The 17,250-nt window shown below is 69.2% G+C and carries 17 protein-coding genes and 1 tRNA gene; 8 read left to right on the top strand and 10 right to left on the bottom strand.

The genetic code is table 11. The features are described from left to right. Positions 1 to 41: 41 nt before the first annotated feature. Both pntB and ABD197_RS02980 read right to left on the bottom strand, forming a co-directional pair. A complete protein-coding gene (gene pntB / locus ABD197_RS02985; protein WP_344051441.1) occupies positions 42 to 1,469 on the bottom strand; it encodes a Re/Si-specific NAD(P)(+) transhydrogenase subunit beta in 1,428 nt (475 codons plus the stop codon). Then, entirely contained in the window at positions 1,466 to 3,013 is a 1,548-nt protein-coding gene (locus ABD197_RS02980; RefSeq protein ID WP_344051439.1) for a Re/Si-specific NAD(P)(+) transhydrogenase subunit alpha, read from the bottom strand. Before ABD197_RS02980 ends, pntB begins: the two co-directional genes overlap by 4 nt. Positions 3,014 to 3,147: 134 nt before the next feature. Here ABD197_RS02980 and ABD197_RS02975 point away from each other — a divergent pair, with 134 nt between their 5' ends. Further along, positions 3,148 to 3,534, top strand: coding sequence for a DUF3253 domain-containing protein (locus ABD197_RS02975; protein ID WP_344051437.1), 387 nt, complete (start codon positions 3,148 to 3,150; stop codon positions 3,532 to 3,534). Positions 3,535 to 3,540: 6 nt separating this feature from the next. Here the strand turns inward: ABD197_RS02975 and ABD197_RS02970 are convergent, their stop codons facing one another. After that, positions 3,541 to 3,849, bottom strand: coding sequence for a hypothetical protein (locus ABD197_RS02970; protein WP_344051435.1), 309 nt, complete (start codon positions 3,847 to 3,849; stop codon positions 3,541 to 3,543). Positions 3,850 to 4,162: 313 nt separating this feature from the next. On the opposite strand from ABD197_RS02970, the gene ABD197_RS02965 reads away from it, so the two are divergent. From ABD197_RS02965 to ABD197_RS02955, 3 genes are all read left to right on the top strand, one after another. Next, positions 4,163 to 5,998, top strand: coding sequence for an alpha/beta hydrolase family protein (locus ABD197_RS02965; RefSeq protein WP_344051433.1), 1,836 nt, complete (start codon positions 4,163 to 4,165; stop codon positions 5,996 to 5,998). Positions 5,999 to 6,154: 156 nt separating this feature from the next. Beyond that, positions 6,155 to 6,829 carry a type 1 glutamine amidotransferase domain-containing protein gene (locus ABD197_RS02960; protein ID WP_344051431.1) on the top strand — a complete coding sequence of 225 codons (675 nt, stop codon included), beginning with the start codon at positions 6,155 to 6,157 and terminating at the stop codon, positions 6,827 to 6,829. After that, the gene (locus ABD197_RS02955; protein ID WP_344051429.1) at positions 6,826 to 7,122 is read left to right on the top strand and encodes a putative quinol monooxygenase; all 297 of its coding nucleotides are present in this window, start codon (positions 6,826 to 6,828) and stop codon (positions 7,120 to 7,122) included. The genes ABD197_RS02960 and ABD197_RS02955 overlap by 4 nt, the downstream gene beginning before the upstream one ends. Before the next feature lie 48 nt (positions 7,123 to 7,170). Here the strand turns inward: ABD197_RS02955 and ABD197_RS02950 are convergent, their stop codons facing one another. The 3 genes from ABD197_RS02950 to ABD197_RS02940 all read right to left on the bottom strand — a co-directional run bounded on the left by ABD197_RS02950 (position 7,171) and on the right by ABD197_RS02940 (position 9,218). Next, the gene (locus tag ABD197_RS02950) at positions 7,171 to 8,049 is read right to left on the bottom strand and encodes a LysR family transcriptional regulator (RefSeq protein ID WP_344051427.1); all 879 of its coding nucleotides are present in this window, start codon (positions 8,047 to 8,049) and stop codon (positions 7,171 to 7,173) included. Between the two features lie 181 nt (positions 8,050 to 8,230). Continuing rightward, a tRNA-Ser gene (locus ABD197_RS02945) sits at positions 8,231 to 8,321 on the bottom strand. A gap of 39 nt (positions 8,322 to 8,360) precedes the next feature. Next, positions 8,361 to 9,218, bottom strand: a complete 858-nt coding sequence (locus ABD197_RS02940; protein WP_344051425.1) for an LLM class F420-dependent oxidoreductase — start codon at positions 9,216 to 9,218, stop codon at positions 8,361 to 8,363. A gap of 115 nt (positions 9,219 to 9,333) precedes the next feature. On the opposite strand from ABD197_RS02940, the gene ABD197_RS02935 reads away from it, so the two are divergent. From ABD197_RS02935 to ABD197_RS02925, 3 genes are all read left to right on the top strand, one after another. Then, positions 9,334 to 10,719, top strand: coding sequence for an MFS transporter (locus ABD197_RS02935; RefSeq protein WP_344051424.1), 1,386 nt, complete (start codon positions 9,334 to 9,336; stop codon positions 10,717 to 10,719). Between the two features lie 52 nt (positions 10,720 to 10,771). Continuing rightward, positions 10,772 to 11,722, top strand: a complete 951-nt coding sequence (locus ABD197_RS02930) for an L-lactate dehydrogenase (RefSeq protein ID WP_344051423.1) — start codon at positions 10,772 to 10,774, stop codon at positions 11,720 to 11,722. Between the two features lie 106 nt (positions 11,723 to 11,828). Beyond that, the gene (locus ABD197_RS02925) at positions 11,829 to 13,001 is read left to right on the top strand and encodes a serine hydrolase domain-containing protein (protein ID WP_344051421.1); all 1,173 of its coding nucleotides are present in this window, start codon (positions 11,829 to 11,831) and stop codon (positions 12,999 to 13,001) included. A gap of 13 nt (positions 13,002 to 13,014) precedes the next feature. Here the strand turns inward: ABD197_RS02925 and ABD197_RS02920 are convergent, their stop codons facing one another. Beyond that, positions 13,015 to 13,524 (bottom strand): SRPBCC domain-containing protein, encoded by a 510-nt coding sequence (locus tag ABD197_RS02920; RefSeq protein WP_344051419.1) that lies wholly within the window; start codon positions 13,522 to 13,524, stop codon positions 13,015 to 13,017. Between the two features lie 85 nt (positions 13,525 to 13,609). Between ABD197_RS02920 and radA the strand changes: the two genes are divergently transcribed. Beyond that, on the top strand, positions 13,610 to 14,977 hold the full coding sequence (gene radA / locus ABD197_RS02915; protein WP_344051417.1) for a DNA repair protein RadA: 1,368 nt from the start codon (positions 13,610 to 13,612) through the stop codon (positions 14,975 to 14,977). A gap of 231 nt (positions 14,978 to 15,208) precedes the next feature. Here radA and ABD197_RS02910 read toward each other — a convergent pair whose 3' ends face one another. The 3 genes from ABD197_RS02910 to ABD197_RS02900 all read right to left on the bottom strand — a co-directional run bounded on the left by ABD197_RS02910 (position 15,209) and on the right by ABD197_RS02900 (position 17,213). Further along, entirely contained in the window at positions 15,209 to 15,583 is a 375-nt protein-coding gene (locus tag ABD197_RS02910) for a dehydrogenase (protein ID WP_344051415.1), read from the bottom strand. Between the two features lie 20 nt (positions 15,584 to 15,603). Beyond that, complete coding sequence (locus tag ABD197_RS02905; RefSeq protein WP_344051413.1) at positions 15,604 to 16,320, bottom strand: FadR/GntR family transcriptional regulator; 717 nt, start codon at positions 16,318 to 16,320, stop codon at positions 15,604 to 15,606. Between the two features lie 113 nt (positions 16,321 to 16,433). Beyond that, a complete protein-coding gene (locus tag ABD197_RS02900; RefSeq protein WP_344051411.1) occupies positions 16,434 to 17,213 on the bottom strand; it encodes a 3-oxoacyl-ACP reductase in 780 nt (259 codons plus the stop codon). Positions 17,214 to 17,250: the final 37 nt, after the last annotated feature.

Raw genomic sequence — 17,250 nt, 5'->3', positions numbered from 1 at the left:
AGACGGCCCGGCTCCCGCGAGTGCGGGGCCGGGCCGTGGCGTCAGGCGGAGACGCGTGCGAGGGCGAACAGGATGTCCTCCACGCGCTCCTTCGCGTCGCCGAACAGCATCTGCGCGTTGTCCCGATAGAACAGCGGGTTCGGCACACCGGCGTATCCCGAGGCCATCGACCGCTTGAAGACGATCACGTTGCGCGCCTCCCACACGCGCAGCACCGGCATCCCCGCGATCGGCGAACCCGGGTCCTCCGCCGCCGCAGGGTTCACGGTGTCGTTCGCCCCGATCACGAGGACGACGTCGGTCTGAGCCAGGTCGTCGTTGATCTCATCCATCTCGAGCACGATGTCGTACGGCACCTTCGCCTCGGCGAGCAGGACGTTCATGTGGCCGGGCAGTCGGCCGGCCACGGGGTGGATGCCGAACCTCACGTCCACGCCGCGTTCACGCAGCTTCTGCACGAGGTCGGCGACGCCGTGCTGCGCCTGGGCGACCGCCATGCCGTAGCCCGGGGTGATCACGACGCTCGAGGCGCCGGCGAGGAGCTCGGCGGCGCCCTCGGCGTCGATCTCGCGATGCTCGCCCAGATCCGCCTGCTCCCCCTTCGGCGCCTCGATGCCGAACCCGCCGGCGATCACGGAGAGGAAGGACCGGTTCATCGCTTTGCACATGATGTACGACAAGTATGCGCCGGACGAGCCGACGAGGGCACCGGTGACGATCAGCAGGTCGTTGTTCAGCAGGAATCCGGCGGCAGCCGCGGCCCATCCGGAGTAGCTGTTGAGCATCGAGACCACGACGGGCATGTCGCCGCCGCCGATCGAGGCGACGAGGTGCCAGCCGAGCGCGAACGCGAGCACCGTCACGAGGATGAGCAGCCACAGCTCCGGGGTGATCACGTACCAGACCGTGAGGACGACGAACACGACGAGTGCCCCGAGGTTCAGGACGTTCTTGCCCGGGAGCACGAGCGGCTTCGACGAGATGCGCCCCGAGAGCTTGAGGAAGGCCACGATCGACCCGGTGAAGGTGACCCCGCCGATGAAGACGCCGACGAACACCTCGGCGTGGTGGATGTCGGCGAGGGCGCCCTCGAGGCCGGCGTCGTACAGCGCCCCGTTCCAGCCGACGAGCACCGCGGCAAGACCCACGAAGGAGTGGAGAAGGGCGATGAGCTCCGGCATCCCGGTCATCTCGACCACGCGCGCCCGCCACAGCCCGATCGCCCCGCCGACGAGCACCGCCGCGACGAGGAGCACGATGCCGAGCGTCGTCTGCGGCTGTCCCCACGCGCCGGCGATCGTCACCCACACGGTCGCGGCGAGCGCGATCGCCATGCCGGTGATGCCGAAGGCCACACCGCGGCGGCTCGTCTCGTGCTTGCTGAGACCCGCCAGGCTCAGGATGAACAGCAGCGCCGCGACGATGTACGCCGCACCGGCGACCTGCCCGGCCGTGTCGATCGTGGTCATCGGCTCTGACCCTTCTGGAACATCGCGAGCATGCGCCGGGTGACGGCGAACCCGCCGAAGATGTTGATGCTCGCCAGCAGCACCCCGATCGCCGCGAGGATCTGGACGGTGAGGTCGGGTGCGGTGATCTGCACCATCGCGCCGACGATGATGATGCCCGAGATCGCGTTCGTCACGCTCATGAGCGGCGTGTGCAGGGCGTGGGCGACGTGTCCGATCACGTAGAAGCCGACGACGACCGAGAGCGTCAGGACGAGGAAGTGCTGCGGCAGGGGCGGCGGCGCGAACGCGCACACCGCGAACAGCACGGCGATCCCGGCCGCGACGAGCGTGCCGCGGGTACGCGTGGACATCGGCTTCTTCGGTTCGATCGGGGCGGATGCCGCCGCCGCGGCCTTCGGCGGGGCCGCCGAGACCTGCACGGGCGGCGGCGGCCACGTCTTCTCGCCGCGGCGGACGACCGTGACGGTGCGCTGGACGACGTCGTCGAAGTCGATCCGCAGCCGGCCGTCCTTGGCGGGGGTCAGCAGCTTCAGCAGGTTCACGAGGTTCGTGCCGAACAGCTGCGAGGCCTGCTGCGGCAGGCGACCGGGAAGGTCGGTGAAGCCGAGGATCACGACGCCGTTCGCCGTCACCACCCGCTCGCCTTCGACCGAGCCCTCCACGTTGCCGCCCTGGGCCGCCGCCATGTCGACGATGACGCTGCCGGGCTTCATGCTCGCCACATCGGCGGCGGTGATGAGCCGCGGCGCCGCGCGCCCGGGGATCAGGGCGGTGGTGATGATGATGTCGACGTCCGCCGCCTGCTCCGAGTAGATCTCCGCGGCCCGCCGGTCGTACGCCTCGCTCGTCGCCTTCGCGTATCCGTCGGCGGAGACCTCCTTGGCCTCGTCGGGCACGATGACCTCGAGATACTCGCCGCCGATCGAGGCGACCTGATCGGCGACCTCGGGCCGCGGATCGGTCGCCCGCACGATCGCGCCGAGGCTCGACGCGGCGCCGATCGCCGCCAGGCCCGCGACACCGGCGCCGGCCACCAGGACTTTCGCCGGCGGCACTTTGCCCGCCGCGGTCACCTGGCCGGTGAAGAACCGGCCGAACTCGTTCGCCGCCTCGATCACGGCGCGGTAGCCGGAGATGTTCGCCATCGAGCTGAGCACGTCCATCGACTGCGCCCGCGAGATGCGGGGGACCGCGTCCAGAGCCAGCGCCGTGATCCCGCGGGTCGCGAGCGACTCGACGAGATCGGGACGCAACGCCGGGCTCAGGAGGGCGATCAGGGTCCCGCCGTCGGAGAGCCGGGCGATCTCGGCCGGTGTCGGGGCGTCGACCTTGAGGACGATGTCCGCCGCCCACGCCTCGTCGGCGGCGACGATGATCGCTCCGGATGCGGCGTACTCGGCATCCGGAAAGGACGAGCCCGCCCCCGCGCCGGCTTCGACGACGACGTCGTAGCCGAGCGCGATGAGTTTGGGAACGGTGGTGGGGGTCGCGGACACCCGCTTCTCGCGGGGCGCTTCGGCGACGATGCCTATGCGTGACACGTGGTGCTCCATGCAGATCGATGTGAGCCCAGCATGCCCCGCCGGAGGGCGCGGCCGGCTGATGTGACGCGGCGTGGACGCGTAACTCCTGCCGTTCTTGACCCGGAGCGAATTTTCGGGTTCACACTGGAGGAGTGAGCCGCTCCTCCGCCCCCGACGCGCCGACGAAGGTGTGCGCGTCGTGCGGGCGCGAGATGCAGTGGCGCAAGAAGTGGGCGGCGAACTGGGACGACGTGCGGTACTGCTCGGACGCGTGCCGCCGACGCAAGGTCTCGACGGTGGACCGGGAGCTCGAGGACTCGATCCGTGCTCTCCTCGCGGCGCGGGCCGCCGATGCCACGGTCTGCCCGTCCGAGGCAGCCCGCGCGGTCGGCGGGGAGGACTGGCGCGACCTGATGGAGCCCGCTCGCCGCGCGGCGCGACGCATGGTCGACGCGGGTGATGTGGAGATCACGCAGCGGGGCGCTGTGGTGGATCCGTCCACGGCGCGCGGGCCCATCCGGATCCGCCGTGCCCGGTAGCGCCGCTCAGCGCCACTCCGACAGGAAGTCCTCGATGGACTTGGTGGCCAGGTCGGTCTTCACCCGTTCGATCAGGTAGCTCGCCTCGGTCGGGGTGCCCGCCGCGACGCGCAGCACCGCCGCCCCGGTGTCGCGGCGCGTGACGACGAGATCGAGGTTCGAGTGTCCGAGCTCGTGGTCGTCCAGGAACATGCCGCCGACCAGGTTGAGGACGGTGCGCAGAGTCCGCTTCGCACTCGTCTCGTCACGCGGCACCAGGTCCGCGACGAGCGCTTCGGATGCCGGAGCGAAGCCGTCCGGTTCGGGCAGAGTCATGCGCTCATTCTGCCCCGGTGCACGTTCGTTCACGCTCGAGCGCGGGAAACAGCGCGCCCTCTGCACAGAGGTGCAGAACCAGCGGGCGACGGTTCATTCCATGCCCGTTCGGCTATACGATTCAGGCCGATGACCATGTCGGTCACCGGCACGCTCGGCACCTCTCCCGTCCCCCCGGCGGTGGCAACCGCCGAAGCTCGCAGTCGGAGTCCTCTCCACGTCGGCGCTCACGCGGCGTCGATGCTGCCGTCGCGCCTTCCGGGCGCCGCCCTCAGCGCATGTGAACGAGGACGCATACAAAGGAGTAGAACGAATGAAGCCCGCACTCATAAGACGCAACCGGTTCTGGCTGAGCCTGTCTCTCGTGCTGATGCTGCTGTCGGCGATCGTGGCGTCGGCGGTGCAGACCAACGTCGGATCCGTCGCGGTCAAGGACATGCGATGGGAGACCCCGTCCGGCCAGATGATCAGCGCCCTCATGTTCCGCCCCGACGCCGTGTCGGCCGAGAACAAGGCGCCGGCGATCGTCGTCTCCCACGGATGGTGGAACAACCGTGAGATGCAGGATGCGAACTACGTCGAACTCGCCCGCCGAGGCTTCGTCGTCGTGTCGATCGACATGTACGGGCACGGGAATTCATCGCCGCTGATCAACGATCAGCTCGACCTCGGCGGCACCGGCATGTACGACGTCGTCAAGCTGGTCGCCGATCTGCCCTACGTCGATCAGGACAAGATCGGCGTCTCCGGGCACTCGAACGGGGCGCGAGCCGCGAACTTCTCCGTCGCCCTGGACGACGCGGCCGACGAGCAGCTGATCGACGCGGTCTTCCTCGTCGACAACGATCCCGTCTACACGGATGCCGACGGCGCATACGCGAACGTCTACGGCACCCGCGACGTGGGCCTGGTGGCCGACCAGTACGACGAGTTCTTCTTCCGCAGCTACAGCCCGGAGGGAGTCGCGCTGACCCCGCCGCGTGACTACATCACGACCCCGAACGCGCAGTCGTTCCTGAACTTCGGCGCAGACCCCGCGGATGCGCAGCAGCGGGGGGCCGGACAGTTCTATGAGGAGAACGGTGCGACGCGCATCGTCTACACCCCGGCCGAGACGCACCCGTGGGGCACCATCTCGCAGACGACCGTGGCTTCGCAGATCGAGTTCTGGGAAGCCACGTTCGGAGCCCCGACGCCGATCGACGCCGGCGCGCAGGTGTGGCAGATCAAGGAGACGGCGACGGCGGTCGGTCTGATCGGATTCGGCATCTTCCTCGTCGCGTTCACCCGTGCTCTCCTCGGCACCCGGGCATTCGCCGGCCTGCGGGTGACGGAGACGCGTGAGCTCGCCGGCACGACCCGCACCGGCCTGGCCTGGTTCTGGGGCGGACTGCTGGTCTCCGCGCTCTTCTCGGGCGCGAGCTACGTGTGGCTCAGCCAGCAGCCCCTGATGCAGGGCATCGCGTTCAACGTGCTTCCGACGATCTTCACCCAGGGAGCGGTGTTCTTCATCGCGACGTGGGCGGCGATCAACGGTGTCGCGGGTCTGATCATCATGCTCGTGTCGTACTTCGCGTTCGGCAGGAAGAACGACCTGGATCTGCGCGCGGCGGGTGTCCTCCCGGGATGGAAGACCTTCTTCCACGGCATCGGGCTCGGAGCCGTCGTCGTCGCCGCGGCGTTCGCGATCGTGTTCGTCCTGGACTACTTCTTCACGACGGACTTCCGGCTGTGGGTGCTCGCGGTGAAGGCGTTCGAGGCGGACAAGCTCTGGATCGCGCTGCTGTACGTGCCGTTCTTCCTCGTCTACTTCTTCGCGAACTCGGTGGCGATCAACGGCTTCAACCGGTTCACGCTGCGCGGCAAGGAGTGGCTGAACACGCTGGTCCTCGCACTGGCGAACTCGATCGCGCCGATCGTGCTCGTGATCGCCCAGTACACGACGTTCTTCATCACGGGCGAGACGATCCCCGGGTTCGGTGGCATCTTCAGCATCTGGCTCTTCCCGGTGATCGTGATCCTCGCGGTCTCGGCGGTCATCTCGCGGAAGATCTACCGGGCGACGAACAACCCCTACATCGGCGGCTTCATCAACGCCGCGGTCGTCACGCTCATCTCGGTGAGCAACACGCTGACCGTCACCTACTGACCCGATGCCGAAGGCCGGTGCGTTCAGGGACGCACCAGCCCTCGGTGTCTTCTCGGTTCTCTGAGTTTCCGATGGCCGATATCGGAGAATCGATTGCCGCTGGATGCGGGTGGACGCCTAGCGTCGGGCTTCGAAAACCCGTCGAAAGAGGAGAACATGAACGACAAGACCGTGCTTCTGGTGCTCACGAGCCACGACGACCTCGCCGGCCTGCGGAAGACCGGCTACTACGTCGGTGAGGCCGCGCACCCCTGGCAGCAGCTCACCGATGCCGGATACCGTGTCGAGATCGCGTCGATCGCCGGGGGCGAGCCGCCGCAGGATGGCCGGGACGAGACCGATGAGATCCAGAACGCCTTCCTGGCCGACCCGTCGATCGCGGCGCAGCTGGCGGACACCCCGAAGCTCGCCGACGTAGACGCCAATCGCTACGCGGCGGTCCTTTTCGTCGGCGGACACGGCACGATGTGGGACTTCCCCGACAACCCGGCGGTCAACCTCACCGGCCGCACGGTCTACGAGCGGGGAGGTGTCGTGGCCGCCGTGTGCCATGGCCCGTCCGCGCTGGTGGGCATCACTCTCAGCGACGGCACGCCCCTCGTGTCCGGCAAGCGCGTCGCGGGGTTCACGAACGCGGAAGAGGAAGCTGTTGAGCTGACCGGCGTCGTGCCGTTCCTGCTCGCCGACGCGCTCGAAGAGAAGGGCGCGACCCACGTCCCGGGACCCGACTTCACCGAGCAGGTCGTCGTCGACGGGCGCCTCGTGACGGGCCAGAATCCGCAGTCGGCGACCCGCGTCGGGCGCGAGCTCGTGACGCTCCTATCCGCATGAGCGCCTTCTCCTGCAACGCCCTCTGGGTGGCCCGCGACGGCGAAGCCGAGAGGGTGCGCGGGTTCCTGACCGAGCTGATCGCGGCCAGCCGCAGCGAACCGGGGAACCTCTCCTACCAGGCGTTCGAGGACGCTGAGCGGCCTGGCGCGTTCCGCATCTTCGAGGTCTACCGCGATGAGCGCGCCTTCCAGGACCACGCCGCCTCGGACCACTTCCAGCGTCTCGCCCAGGACGGTGCCGTGCCGCTCCTCGAGGAGCGCGAGAGGTCGTTCGGGGAGCTCATCGAGCTCTGAGCGCCCGGGACCGTGACCGATCTGCGTGGAGGTCCGCCGGCAGATCGGTCACGGTCGCAGCAACGCCGCGAGTCGCGCCGCCACGGCTTCGACGGCGGGTGCGCGACCGGCGCGCGCGCGACGCTTGGCGAGATAGATCGTGTTCAGCGGTGGGTCCTCCAATGCGAGGGGATCGAGGAGCCTGCCGGTGGCGAGGTAGGGAGCAGCCAGATACGTCGGCAGGACGGTCATCCCCACCCCTGCTGCGGCCAGGTCGGCGACGGCGCGCAAGTCGGGAACCGTGACGGGGACCCGGCTCGGGGCCGGGCGGCGGTCGAACACGCTGCGCCAGTAACGGCGGATGATCGGGAGGTGCTCGTCGTACGCGACGATCGGAAGCCCGTCGGGGTCGGTCCGGAATTGCCCGGCGAGTTCCGGCGCGACCACGAGCACGAAATGCTCGTCGCCGACGGGCGCGAACTCGACACCTCGCAACCGCGGCTGCGTCGTGCTCACCACGAGATCCAGCTCACCCGACTCGAGTTTGGCGAGCAGTCCGGTGGTCTGGCCGAACTCCACGCGGATGTCGACCTCGCGCGGAGCCCACTCGTGGAACCGCGGGAGCACGACGAGGGACAGCAGCTCTGCCGGCCCACCGAGGAACACAGTGTGCTCCGACGTCGCCAGGCCCGTAGCCTCAGCGGCCGCTTGCGCTGCGGCATCGACCGCGCCCCCGACCCGCGCCAGCAACGCTCGACCGCGGTGGGTCAGCGAAACCCCTCGGGAACTCCGCTCGAACAATGGGTAGCCCAGTTCACGCTCGAGCGCCTGAACCTGTGCGGACACGGTCGACTGCGTGAGTCCGATCTCGTCCGAACCTCCGGTCACCGAACCTGCCCGCGCAACGGCGATGAAGGTCGCAAGCGCATCGAGTGATGTGTGGCGCATGGCACCTATTGTCCGCCGCACATCCCAACCGCCGCCGCCAATCGGAGGAGGCTGGAAGTCACCAACGCGTCATGGAAGATCTCCGGGCAGCCCGTGCCCACATTCGAGCGAGAACCAGATCCGCCTCCACGGAATGAGCCGGATCGAAACCTACTGAGAAGTAGGCCGATCCGGCTCAAAGTGGCGGTGACGGTGGGATTTGAACCCACGGTAGGGGGTTACCCTACACAACTTTTCGAGAGTTGCACCTTCGGCCGCTCGGACACGTCACCGCCGACAAGCTTACGACACACCGAGCCCGCGAACGAAACCTACCCCCGCGCGGCGACCCCGGCGATCAGGTCCACGACGCGCGCCGGCTCGTCGATCCCGACCGAGAAGACGTAGGTCGCCGTGAAGCCCAGGGCGGCCAGTCCAGAAACGACCGCAGCGACCGAATCCACGGTCGACTGCGGATTCACACCGATCATCGCGGTCTTCTCGATCTCGTCGTAGTCGCGCCCGACCGCGTCACAATGCCCCCGCAGGACGTCGAGCTTGTGCGCGGGCAGCTCCCCCATCGCCGACAGGTTGCACGCATCGGCGTACTGCGCGACCATCCGCAACGTCTTCTTCTCGCCACCCCCGCCGATCATGAGATAGGGATGCGGCCGCGTCAGGCTCTGCGGCGAGTTCAAGGTGCGTTCCAGCTGCCAGATCGCGCCCTCGTACGGCTCCTCCGAGTCCGACCACATCTGCAGGCAGATCTGGATGGTCTCCTCGAGCTGCCGGAACCGCTCCGCGACGGGCGGGAAGGCGAACCCGAGTCCCTGCGTCTCCTGCTCGTTCCACGCCGCACCGATCCCGAGGGCGGCACGACCGCCCGACAGCACGTCCAGCGTGGTGACCTGCTTGGCCAGGAGCGCGGGATGGCGGTAGATCACCCCCGTGACGAGCGTGTGCAACAGGGCCTTCTCGGTATGCGCCGCGATGAACCCGAGGGTCGCGTACGCCTCGAGCATCTCGTGCTCGACGGGTCCGATCCCCGGCAGCTGCCAGAAGTGGTCCATGACAGTGATGCGCTGGATGCCCGCCGCCTCGGCGCCCCGCACGTGCGCCGCGAGCGCCGGGCCGAGGCGCGCCGCGCCGGTGCGCCACGTGAAGTCCGCGATGTGCAGTCCGAATTCCATTCCGCCATTCCCCTCAGGCGCATCGGATGCCGCATCCGCCCACGTCTGCACAGATGCTACGTCCTTGACCGCACCCCGCGGCCCGCCGGTCCGGACGAAGGTCTAGTTTGAGAAAATGAGCCCGACTCTGGACAGCCAGCAGCGGCTGGTCGTCTGGATCGCGGCGCTGGCATCGTTCGTGGCGTTCCTCGACGGGACCGTCGTCAACGTCGCCCTGCCGGCGATCAGCCGGGAGCTCGGCGGCGGGCTGATCACCCAGCAGTGGGTGGTCGACGCCTACCTCATCACCCTCAGCGCGCTGATCCTTCTGGCCGGCTCGGTCAGCGATGCGTTCGGCCGCATCCTCGTCATGCGCATCGGCCTGATCGGGTTCGGCATAGCCTCGATCGCCATCGCTGTGGCCCCCGAACCACTCTTCCTCATCATCGCCCGCGCAGTCCAGGGGGCCGCCGGCGCGTTTCTGGTGCCCAGCTCACTCGCCCTCATCACCTCGACGATCCGCGGCCCGCTGCAGGGCAAGGCGATCGGACAGTGGACGGCCCTCACGACCAGCGCGATGATCGCCGGCCCGCTGATCGGCGGCCTGTTCGTTGATTTCCTCTCCTGGCGCTGGGTGTTCCTCATCAACGTGATCCCGATCGGCCTCACCCTGTGGCTGCTCACCCGACTCCAGGCCCACGACGTGCGCAAGCCCGACACGCACATCGACTGGCTGGGTGGGCTGATGTGCACATTCGGCCTCGGCGCGGCCGTTTTCGCTTTGATCGAGCAGCCGAGACTCGGCTGGACCGATCCCGCGATCTGGATCCCGCTCATGATCGGCATCCTTCTGTTCGCCGGCTTCCTCGTCCGCCAGCGGACGACGCGGGACCCGATTCTGCCCCTCGGCCTGTTCAAGATCCGCAACTTCTGGACCGGCAACGTGGCGACCTTCTTCATCTACGCCGCGCTGTCGCTGAACGGATTCGTCGTCGCGGTATACCTCCAACAGGGCGCGGGCCTGCCCGCCACGCTCGCCGGGCTCGCCAGCATCCCGACGACGATCCTGATGATCCTGCTCAGCTCGCGCATGGGTGCCCTGGCCGGCAAGTGGGGGCCTCGCCTGTTCATGACGGTCGGCCCGCTGGTGATGGGAGTCGGAGTTCTGCTGCTGCTGAGCGTGCAGGAGGACTTCGACTACTGGACGCAGATGCTCCCCGGAATGATCGTCTTCGGCCTGGGCCTTGCCGCGACGGTGTCACCGCTGACCACGGCGATCCTCGGCGCAGTCGACACGAGCCGCTCAGGCATCGCGTCCGCCGTCAACAACGCGGTCTCGCGCGTCGCGGGCCTGCTCGTGATCGCGATGCTGGCCACGATCGTCGGCGGCACCTTGGACCTGGAGGGGTTCTACCGGGCAGCGATCGTCGCCGCCGCGATGCTGGCGTTCGGCGGACTGGTCTCCTTCCTCGGCATCCGCAATTCGCGACCCGTGGATGCCGCCACCCCGGCGGCCGGATAATCACGGCGACCCCACCCGTGCCGGTCGGTGCGCGTCCTGCCACACTGGTCGCATGACCGTCATCGAGAACTCGAAGCTCACCGTCGTCGGAGCGGGGAGCGTCGGCGCGAGCACCGCGTACGCCGCACTGATCCGCGGCTCAGCACGGCACGTCGCGCTCTACGACATCGCCACGGCGAAGGTGGAGGCCGAGGTGCTCGACCTCGCGCACGGCACGCAGTTCACGGGGTCGAGCGACATCGTCGGCGGCAGCGACATCTCGGTGGTCGAGGGATCCCACGTCGTGGTGATCACCGCCGGCGCGAAGCAGAACCCGGGCCAGACCCGCATCGAACTCGCGGGCGTGAACGCGGGCATCCTGAAGACGATGATGCCGCAGCTGCTCGAGGTCGCCCCGAACGCGATCTACGTGATCGTGACCAACCCGTGCGACGTGCTGACGGTCCTCGCGCAGGAGCAGACCGGCCTCCCGCCGGAGCGGATCTTCGCGTCCGGCACCGTCCTGGACACCTCCCGCCTGCGCTGGCGGCTCGCCGAGCGCGCCGGAGTCTCCCGCGCGAGCGTGCACGCCTACATCGTCGGCGAGCACGGCGACACCGAGTTCCCGCTGTGGTCGACCGCAACGGTCGGGACCGTGCCGATCCTGGAATGGGAGAGCGAAGGGCACCCGCGGATGACCGTCGACGAACTCGACGCGATCGCCGTCGACGTCCGGGATGCCGCGTACAAGGTCATCCAGGGCAAGGGCGCCACGAACTACGCGATCGGCCTTTCCAGCGCGCGGATCGTCGAGGCGATCCTGCACGACGAGCACGCCGTGATGCCGGTGAGCACAGTGCTGCACGACTACCACGGCATCGACGGGGTCGCCCTCTCGGTGCCGTCGGTCGTGAACGCCGCGGGCGCGCACCCGATCCCGCAGACGCCGTACTCGCCGAGCGAGCTCGGCCTCATGCGCCGGTCCGCCGACGCGCTGCGCGAGGTCGCGGCCTCGCTGCGCTGAGCCCGGCGCGTCGGGGCGAAATCGTTACCCACGACCCCTCCCGCGCAGCCGAATCCTCGGCCATACTTGCGCTACCCGAACTACTCCCTCGCCCTGCGGAGTCATCATGAACGATCGTCCCCACGTTCGCCGCGCCATCGCGACCGCCGTCCTGGTGAGCGCGCTCGCCCTGGCCGGATGCAGCTCGTCGGCATCCGATCCGGCGGCCACGTCCAGTCCGACCGCGGAAGCGGGGATCGCGGCCGACACCCAGGCCGCTCTGCAGGCCGTCCTGGATGAAACGCGCGCCCTCGCCGGGTTCCCCGGCGTGATCGCCCGGGTCATCACGCCGGACGGCACGTGGACCGGGACATCGGGCGGCGCAGGTCCCGACACCGACGAGCCGCCGACGGCGACCGACCTCGCACGCATCGGCAGCGTCACGAAGACCATGACGGGAACGATCCTGCTGCAGCTGGTGGACGAGGGGCTCATCAGCCTCGACGATCCCGTCGCCCAGTACGTCCCGGACGCCCCCAACGGCACGGCGACGATCCAGCAGGTCGCGGACATGACGAGCGGCATCCCGTCGTACTCGCTGTACCAAGGCTGGCAGGACCAGTACTTCAGCGACCCCGCCACCCACTACACCCCGCAGCAGGTCCTGGACATCGCCAAGGAGCTGCCGGTGCCGTTCGCGCCCGGCGAGGGATGGCAGTACTCGAACACGAACTATGTGATCCTCGGGATGATCATCGAGCAGGTCACCGGACAGCCGATCGAACAGGTCTACCAGGAGCGCCTCTTCGATCCGCTCGGGATGGACGCGACGGTCTTCCCGGGGGACTACGAGGGCATCGGCTCGCCGCACATGTCCGGTGTCACCGACCAGGGGCAGCCGGACGGCACCCTCGCCGTCGCGACCGACTGGGACCCGTCCTACATGTACGCGGCGGGCGAGGTCATCTCGACGATCGACGACCTGGAGAAGTGGGCGCACGCGCTCTTCACGGGCGAAGGAGTGCTCTCCCCCGCCATGCAGGATGTCCGCCGCGAGTCGATCCTCACCTCACCGCCGCCGAACACCGAGACGGCGGGGTACGGGATCGGCATCGGAAATCGCAACGGCTGGTGGGGTCACACCGGCGAGATCCCGGGCTACAACACCGCGCTCTTCCACAACTACGACACGGACACGACCGTGATCGTGATCGTGAACAGTGACGCCGGCCTTCCCGACGACGGAGGGAACCCGGCTCCCGCCGTGCAAGCGGGGCTCATCGCCGCGCTCGGGCAGTAGCCCGTCGCCGGGGTCAGCGCGCGCGGTGCTCGAACAGCCCGGCGAGCTTGCGCAACGATGACTCGAGCCCGGCGACGTGTTCCGCGGCGTCGATCCCCGGCGGGACATCCTTCGCCTGCACGGTGACGAGCGTGCCGAGATCGGCGTGGACCTGCGAGCCGGGGGTCTGCTCGGGGTCGTCGGACAGCACGGCCTCGAACGTCCATTCCATGAACATCGTGCCCGCGAACGACGGATCCTCCGACGGGAACCGCACCGACCAGACGATCTTGTGCGGGGCGTCCATCTCGAGGATCTTGGTCTCTGTCACATCGCTGTGCGCCGAGTACTTGCCGGGCGCATCGTGCGTCTCGTACGTCAGCACGGAGCGGAATCCGCCGCCCGCGCGGAGGTCGAACTGCTCGAGGTGCGCGTGCATCCCCTCGGGCGGAAGCCACGCGGCAAGCAGACCGGGGTCCCGGAACGCACGGAAGACCTCTTCCGGCAGGGCTGCGATTCGGCGGTGGGCGGAGTCGACGCGCATACCGACAGCTTAGGACGGGACCCGACTCGGGCGGATGCCGCGGGTGCGGCATCCGTCTGTCGGAGGTGCCGCCTACCCTGGGCTCATGGCGACCCGACGCACCTCCGCACCCGCGCCCTACAAGTGCACGGAATGCGGGTGGACGGCACCCAAGTGGGTCGGCCGCTGCGGCGAGTGCCAGCAGTGGGGCACCGTGGTCGAGGCCGCAGAGCAGACCGGCCTGGTGCGCGCCATGGTTCCGGTCGCGCCGAGCGCCGAGCGCGTAGCCCGCCCGATCACCGCGATCGACACGAGGGACGCGCCGCGGCGCACGACAGGAGTCGGGGAGTTCGACCGCGTCCTGGGCGGCGGTCTCGTGCCCGGCGCGGCGATCCTGCTCTCCGGCGAGCCGGGGGTCGGCAAGTCGACCCTGTTGCTCGAGGTCGCAGCGCAGAGTGCGCGGTCCGGGCGGCGCGTGCTGTACGCGAGCGCGGAGGAATCGACCGCGCAAGTGCGCCTTCGGGCCGAGCGCACGGGGGCGCTGCACGACGAGCTCTACATCGCGGCCGAGACCGACCTCGCGACGATCCTCGGGCACGTGGACGAGGTCCGGCCCGAGCTGCTGATCGTCGACTCCGTGCAGACCGTGTCCTCCGCCCTCTCCGACGGCATGGCCGGCCACCCGAGCCAGGTGCGCGAAGTGGCCTCGACGCTCATCCGCGTCGCGAAGGAACGCGGTCTCCCCGTGATCATCGTGGGGCACGTCACGAAAGACGGCACGATCGCCGGTCCCCGCGTGCTCGAGCACCTCGTCGACGTCGTCTGCCAGTTCGAGGGCGACCGACAGACGTCGCTGCGGTTCGTCCGAGCCCTCAAGAACCGTTTCGGGCCGACCGATGAGGTCGGGTGCTTCGACATGACCGGCTCGGGCATCGCCGAGGTCGCCGACCCGAGCGCGCTCTTCCTCGGGCACGGCAGCGTCGAGCCCGGCACGTGCGTGGCGATCGCGCTCGAGGGCCGGCGTGCGTTGCCGGTAGAGGTGCAGGCGCTCACGATCGCCACGGCGGCACCGAACCCGCGTCGCATCGTGAACGGTGTGGACGGCGCCCGCGTGGCGATGGTCCTCGCGGTTCTCGAGAAGCGCGCGGGCATCACGACGTCCAACCTCGACGTCTACGTCTCGACGGTCGGCGGGGTGCGCTTCACCGAACCCGCGGCCGACCTCGCGATCGCGATCGCCGTCGCCGGCTCGGTCCGCAACGAATCCACACCGCAGGGTCTCGCCGCGATCGGCGAGCTGAGCCTGGCCGGCGAGGTGCGACGGGTCACCCAGTCATCCCAGCGCCGGAGCGAGGCGACACGTCTCGGCTACGCCGACCTGATCGATGACCGGTCCCTCACGCTGCGCGGGGCGCTGAACGACGTGCGCCGGCGGGCGAAGTCCCGTCCGGGCGAGGACGCCCCCACGTTCTGAGTCGCAGCTCACCGGCCGCGGTGGGTGCGGCGGTATCTGCTGTCGCGCATGCCGAGCACGACCGGGATCACGAGTCCCGCCGCGCACACGAGGCCGACGATGAGGAATTCCATCCGGCGAGTGTGCCAAATCCCGCTTCCGATGTCGAGCTCCCTGCCCTTCGCGAGAGGGCACTTCTGTAGGGCGACACGCCGCGCGGACCCTACATTTCTGCCCTCTCGCGAGGTGCCGTCAGGCGTCGAGGGCGGCGAGCAGGTCGGGTGCCGCGGCACGCATCGGATGCGGGCCCGCGACGTCCAGGATCACCGTGGTGACCTCTCCTTCGTACAGGTCCAGGAACGCACGCAGCCAGCCGGGGGTGCGCAGGGCCACCGGGCCCGGGAGCGCGGCGCGCGCGAAGGCGATGTCGCTGAAGAGCAGCAGGACACCCTGCCCCGTAGCGGGATCCGTGGTCGTCAGGGCCTCGTCGTCCTCTGCCCGGAGCGGCACCACCGTCGGCCCATGCCGGAGGGCGAACGCGACCGCCGCGAGGTCCCGGGTCTGGAGCGCGTCACTCAAGGACGGGTTTCGGAACTCCGGCTGATCGGGATCGCTATGCGACGGCATCCGCTCAGCGTACCCACGGCTCAGGTGAGGAACCCGCGCAGCAGCGCCTCCGACCCCGCGAGATGCTCGAGCGTCGCCGCCTCGGCCGCCTCGGGACGCCCGGCGAGGATCGCCGTGACGATGGTCTCGTGCTGGGCGTTCGAGTGCTCGATGTTGCGCGGCAGCAGCGGGAACGTGTCGAGCCACGCGTTCACCCGCGCCCGGTTGTCCGCTGCGATCTCCACGAGCGACGGGATGCCGGCGATCTCGGCGATCGTGAGGTGCAAGAGGGTGTCGAGGCGCCGGTAGTCGGCCGGGCTCGCGCCGGTCGCCGCCTCGTGCCGCTCCCAGAGCTGCGCGCGGGTCTCCGGGTCGAGTGTCCGGGCGGCCGCTTCGCGCGCGGCACCCGCCTCGACGACCCGGCGGAGACCCAGGACGTCTTCGAGTTCCGCGACCGGCACGACCCCCGGGGGCGGAGGCTGCGGCAAGGGGTCGGCGACGAAAGTCCCCCCGTATCGGCCACGCCGCCGCACGAGGAAGCCGGTGTCGGCGAGCTCGCGGATCGCCTCGCGCACCGTGTCGCGGCTCACGCCATAGAGTGCCGCGAGCTCACGCTCGGGCGGCAGCGACTCCGCAGGGGCGACGACCCCGAGGCGGATGGTCTGCACGAGCCGGGCGACGGTGTCCTCGAGCGCATTGCCTTCGCGGAGGGGCCGGTAGACCACCCGGCGGACCTCCCGGAGCGGCGCCTCGCTCACGGCGTCCGCCCTGACCGTGCCGAACGACGGCTCGCTGGGACGGGCGACGGTCCATTCGTCCCGCGGAGTTCACTTTCGTCCCGCGCAGCAGTCGTTCGGCACATGTTCGGGCCTCAGAGCGGCGTGACGTACGCGTTCGTGATGCCGCCGTCCACGACGAACGCGGTCGCGGTGATGAAGGACGCGTCGTCCGAGGCCAGGAACGCCACCGATGCCGCGAGCTCCTCTGGTTCGGCGAACCGGCCCATCGGCACATGCACGAGGCGGCGCTGCGCGCGCTCCGGGTCCTTCGCGAACAGCTCCTGCAGCAGCGGCGTGTTCACCGGGCCCGGGCACAGGGCGTTGACCCGGATGCCCTGCCGCGCGAACTGCACACCGAGCTCGCGCGTCATCGCCAGGACGCCGCCCTTGGACGCGGTGTAGCTGATCTGGGACGTCGCCGACCCGAGCAGGGCCACGAAGGACGCCGTGTTGATGATCGACCCCTTGCCGGCCGGCACCATGTGCCGCAGCGCCGCGCGCGAGCAGAGGTACACGCTCTTGAGGTTCACGTCCTGCACGCGATCCCAGGCCGGCAGCTCGGTCGTCTCGATCGAGTCGTCATCGGCGGGCGAGATCCCCGCGTTGTTGAACGCGATGTCGATGCGGCCGAACTCGGCCGCGACACCGTCGAAGACCTCGTTCACGAGATCCTCGTCCGCGACGTTCACGCGGCGGAAGACTCCCCCCACCTCGGATGCCGCCGCCTCGCCCGTCGCCGGGTCGAGGTCGGCGATCACGACGAATGCCCCTTCGGCGGCGAAGCGCCGTGCGGTCGCCAGGCCGATCCCGCTCGCACCGCCGGTGATGATGGCGACGCGGTCCTTCAGACGCTGGGTGAGATCGACGGTCATTGCTGATGCTCCCTGGGTTGTGCGGTGGGGTGGATGC

Origin of the sequence: Microbacterium lacus, from assembly GCF_039531105.1 — a bacterium.
In the GTDB taxonomy this organism is placed as follows: domain Bacteria; phylum Actinomycetota; class Actinomycetes; order Actinomycetales; family Microbacteriaceae; genus Microbacterium; species Microbacterium lacus.
This window is presented reverse-complemented; position numbering and strand designations above follow the sequence as displayed.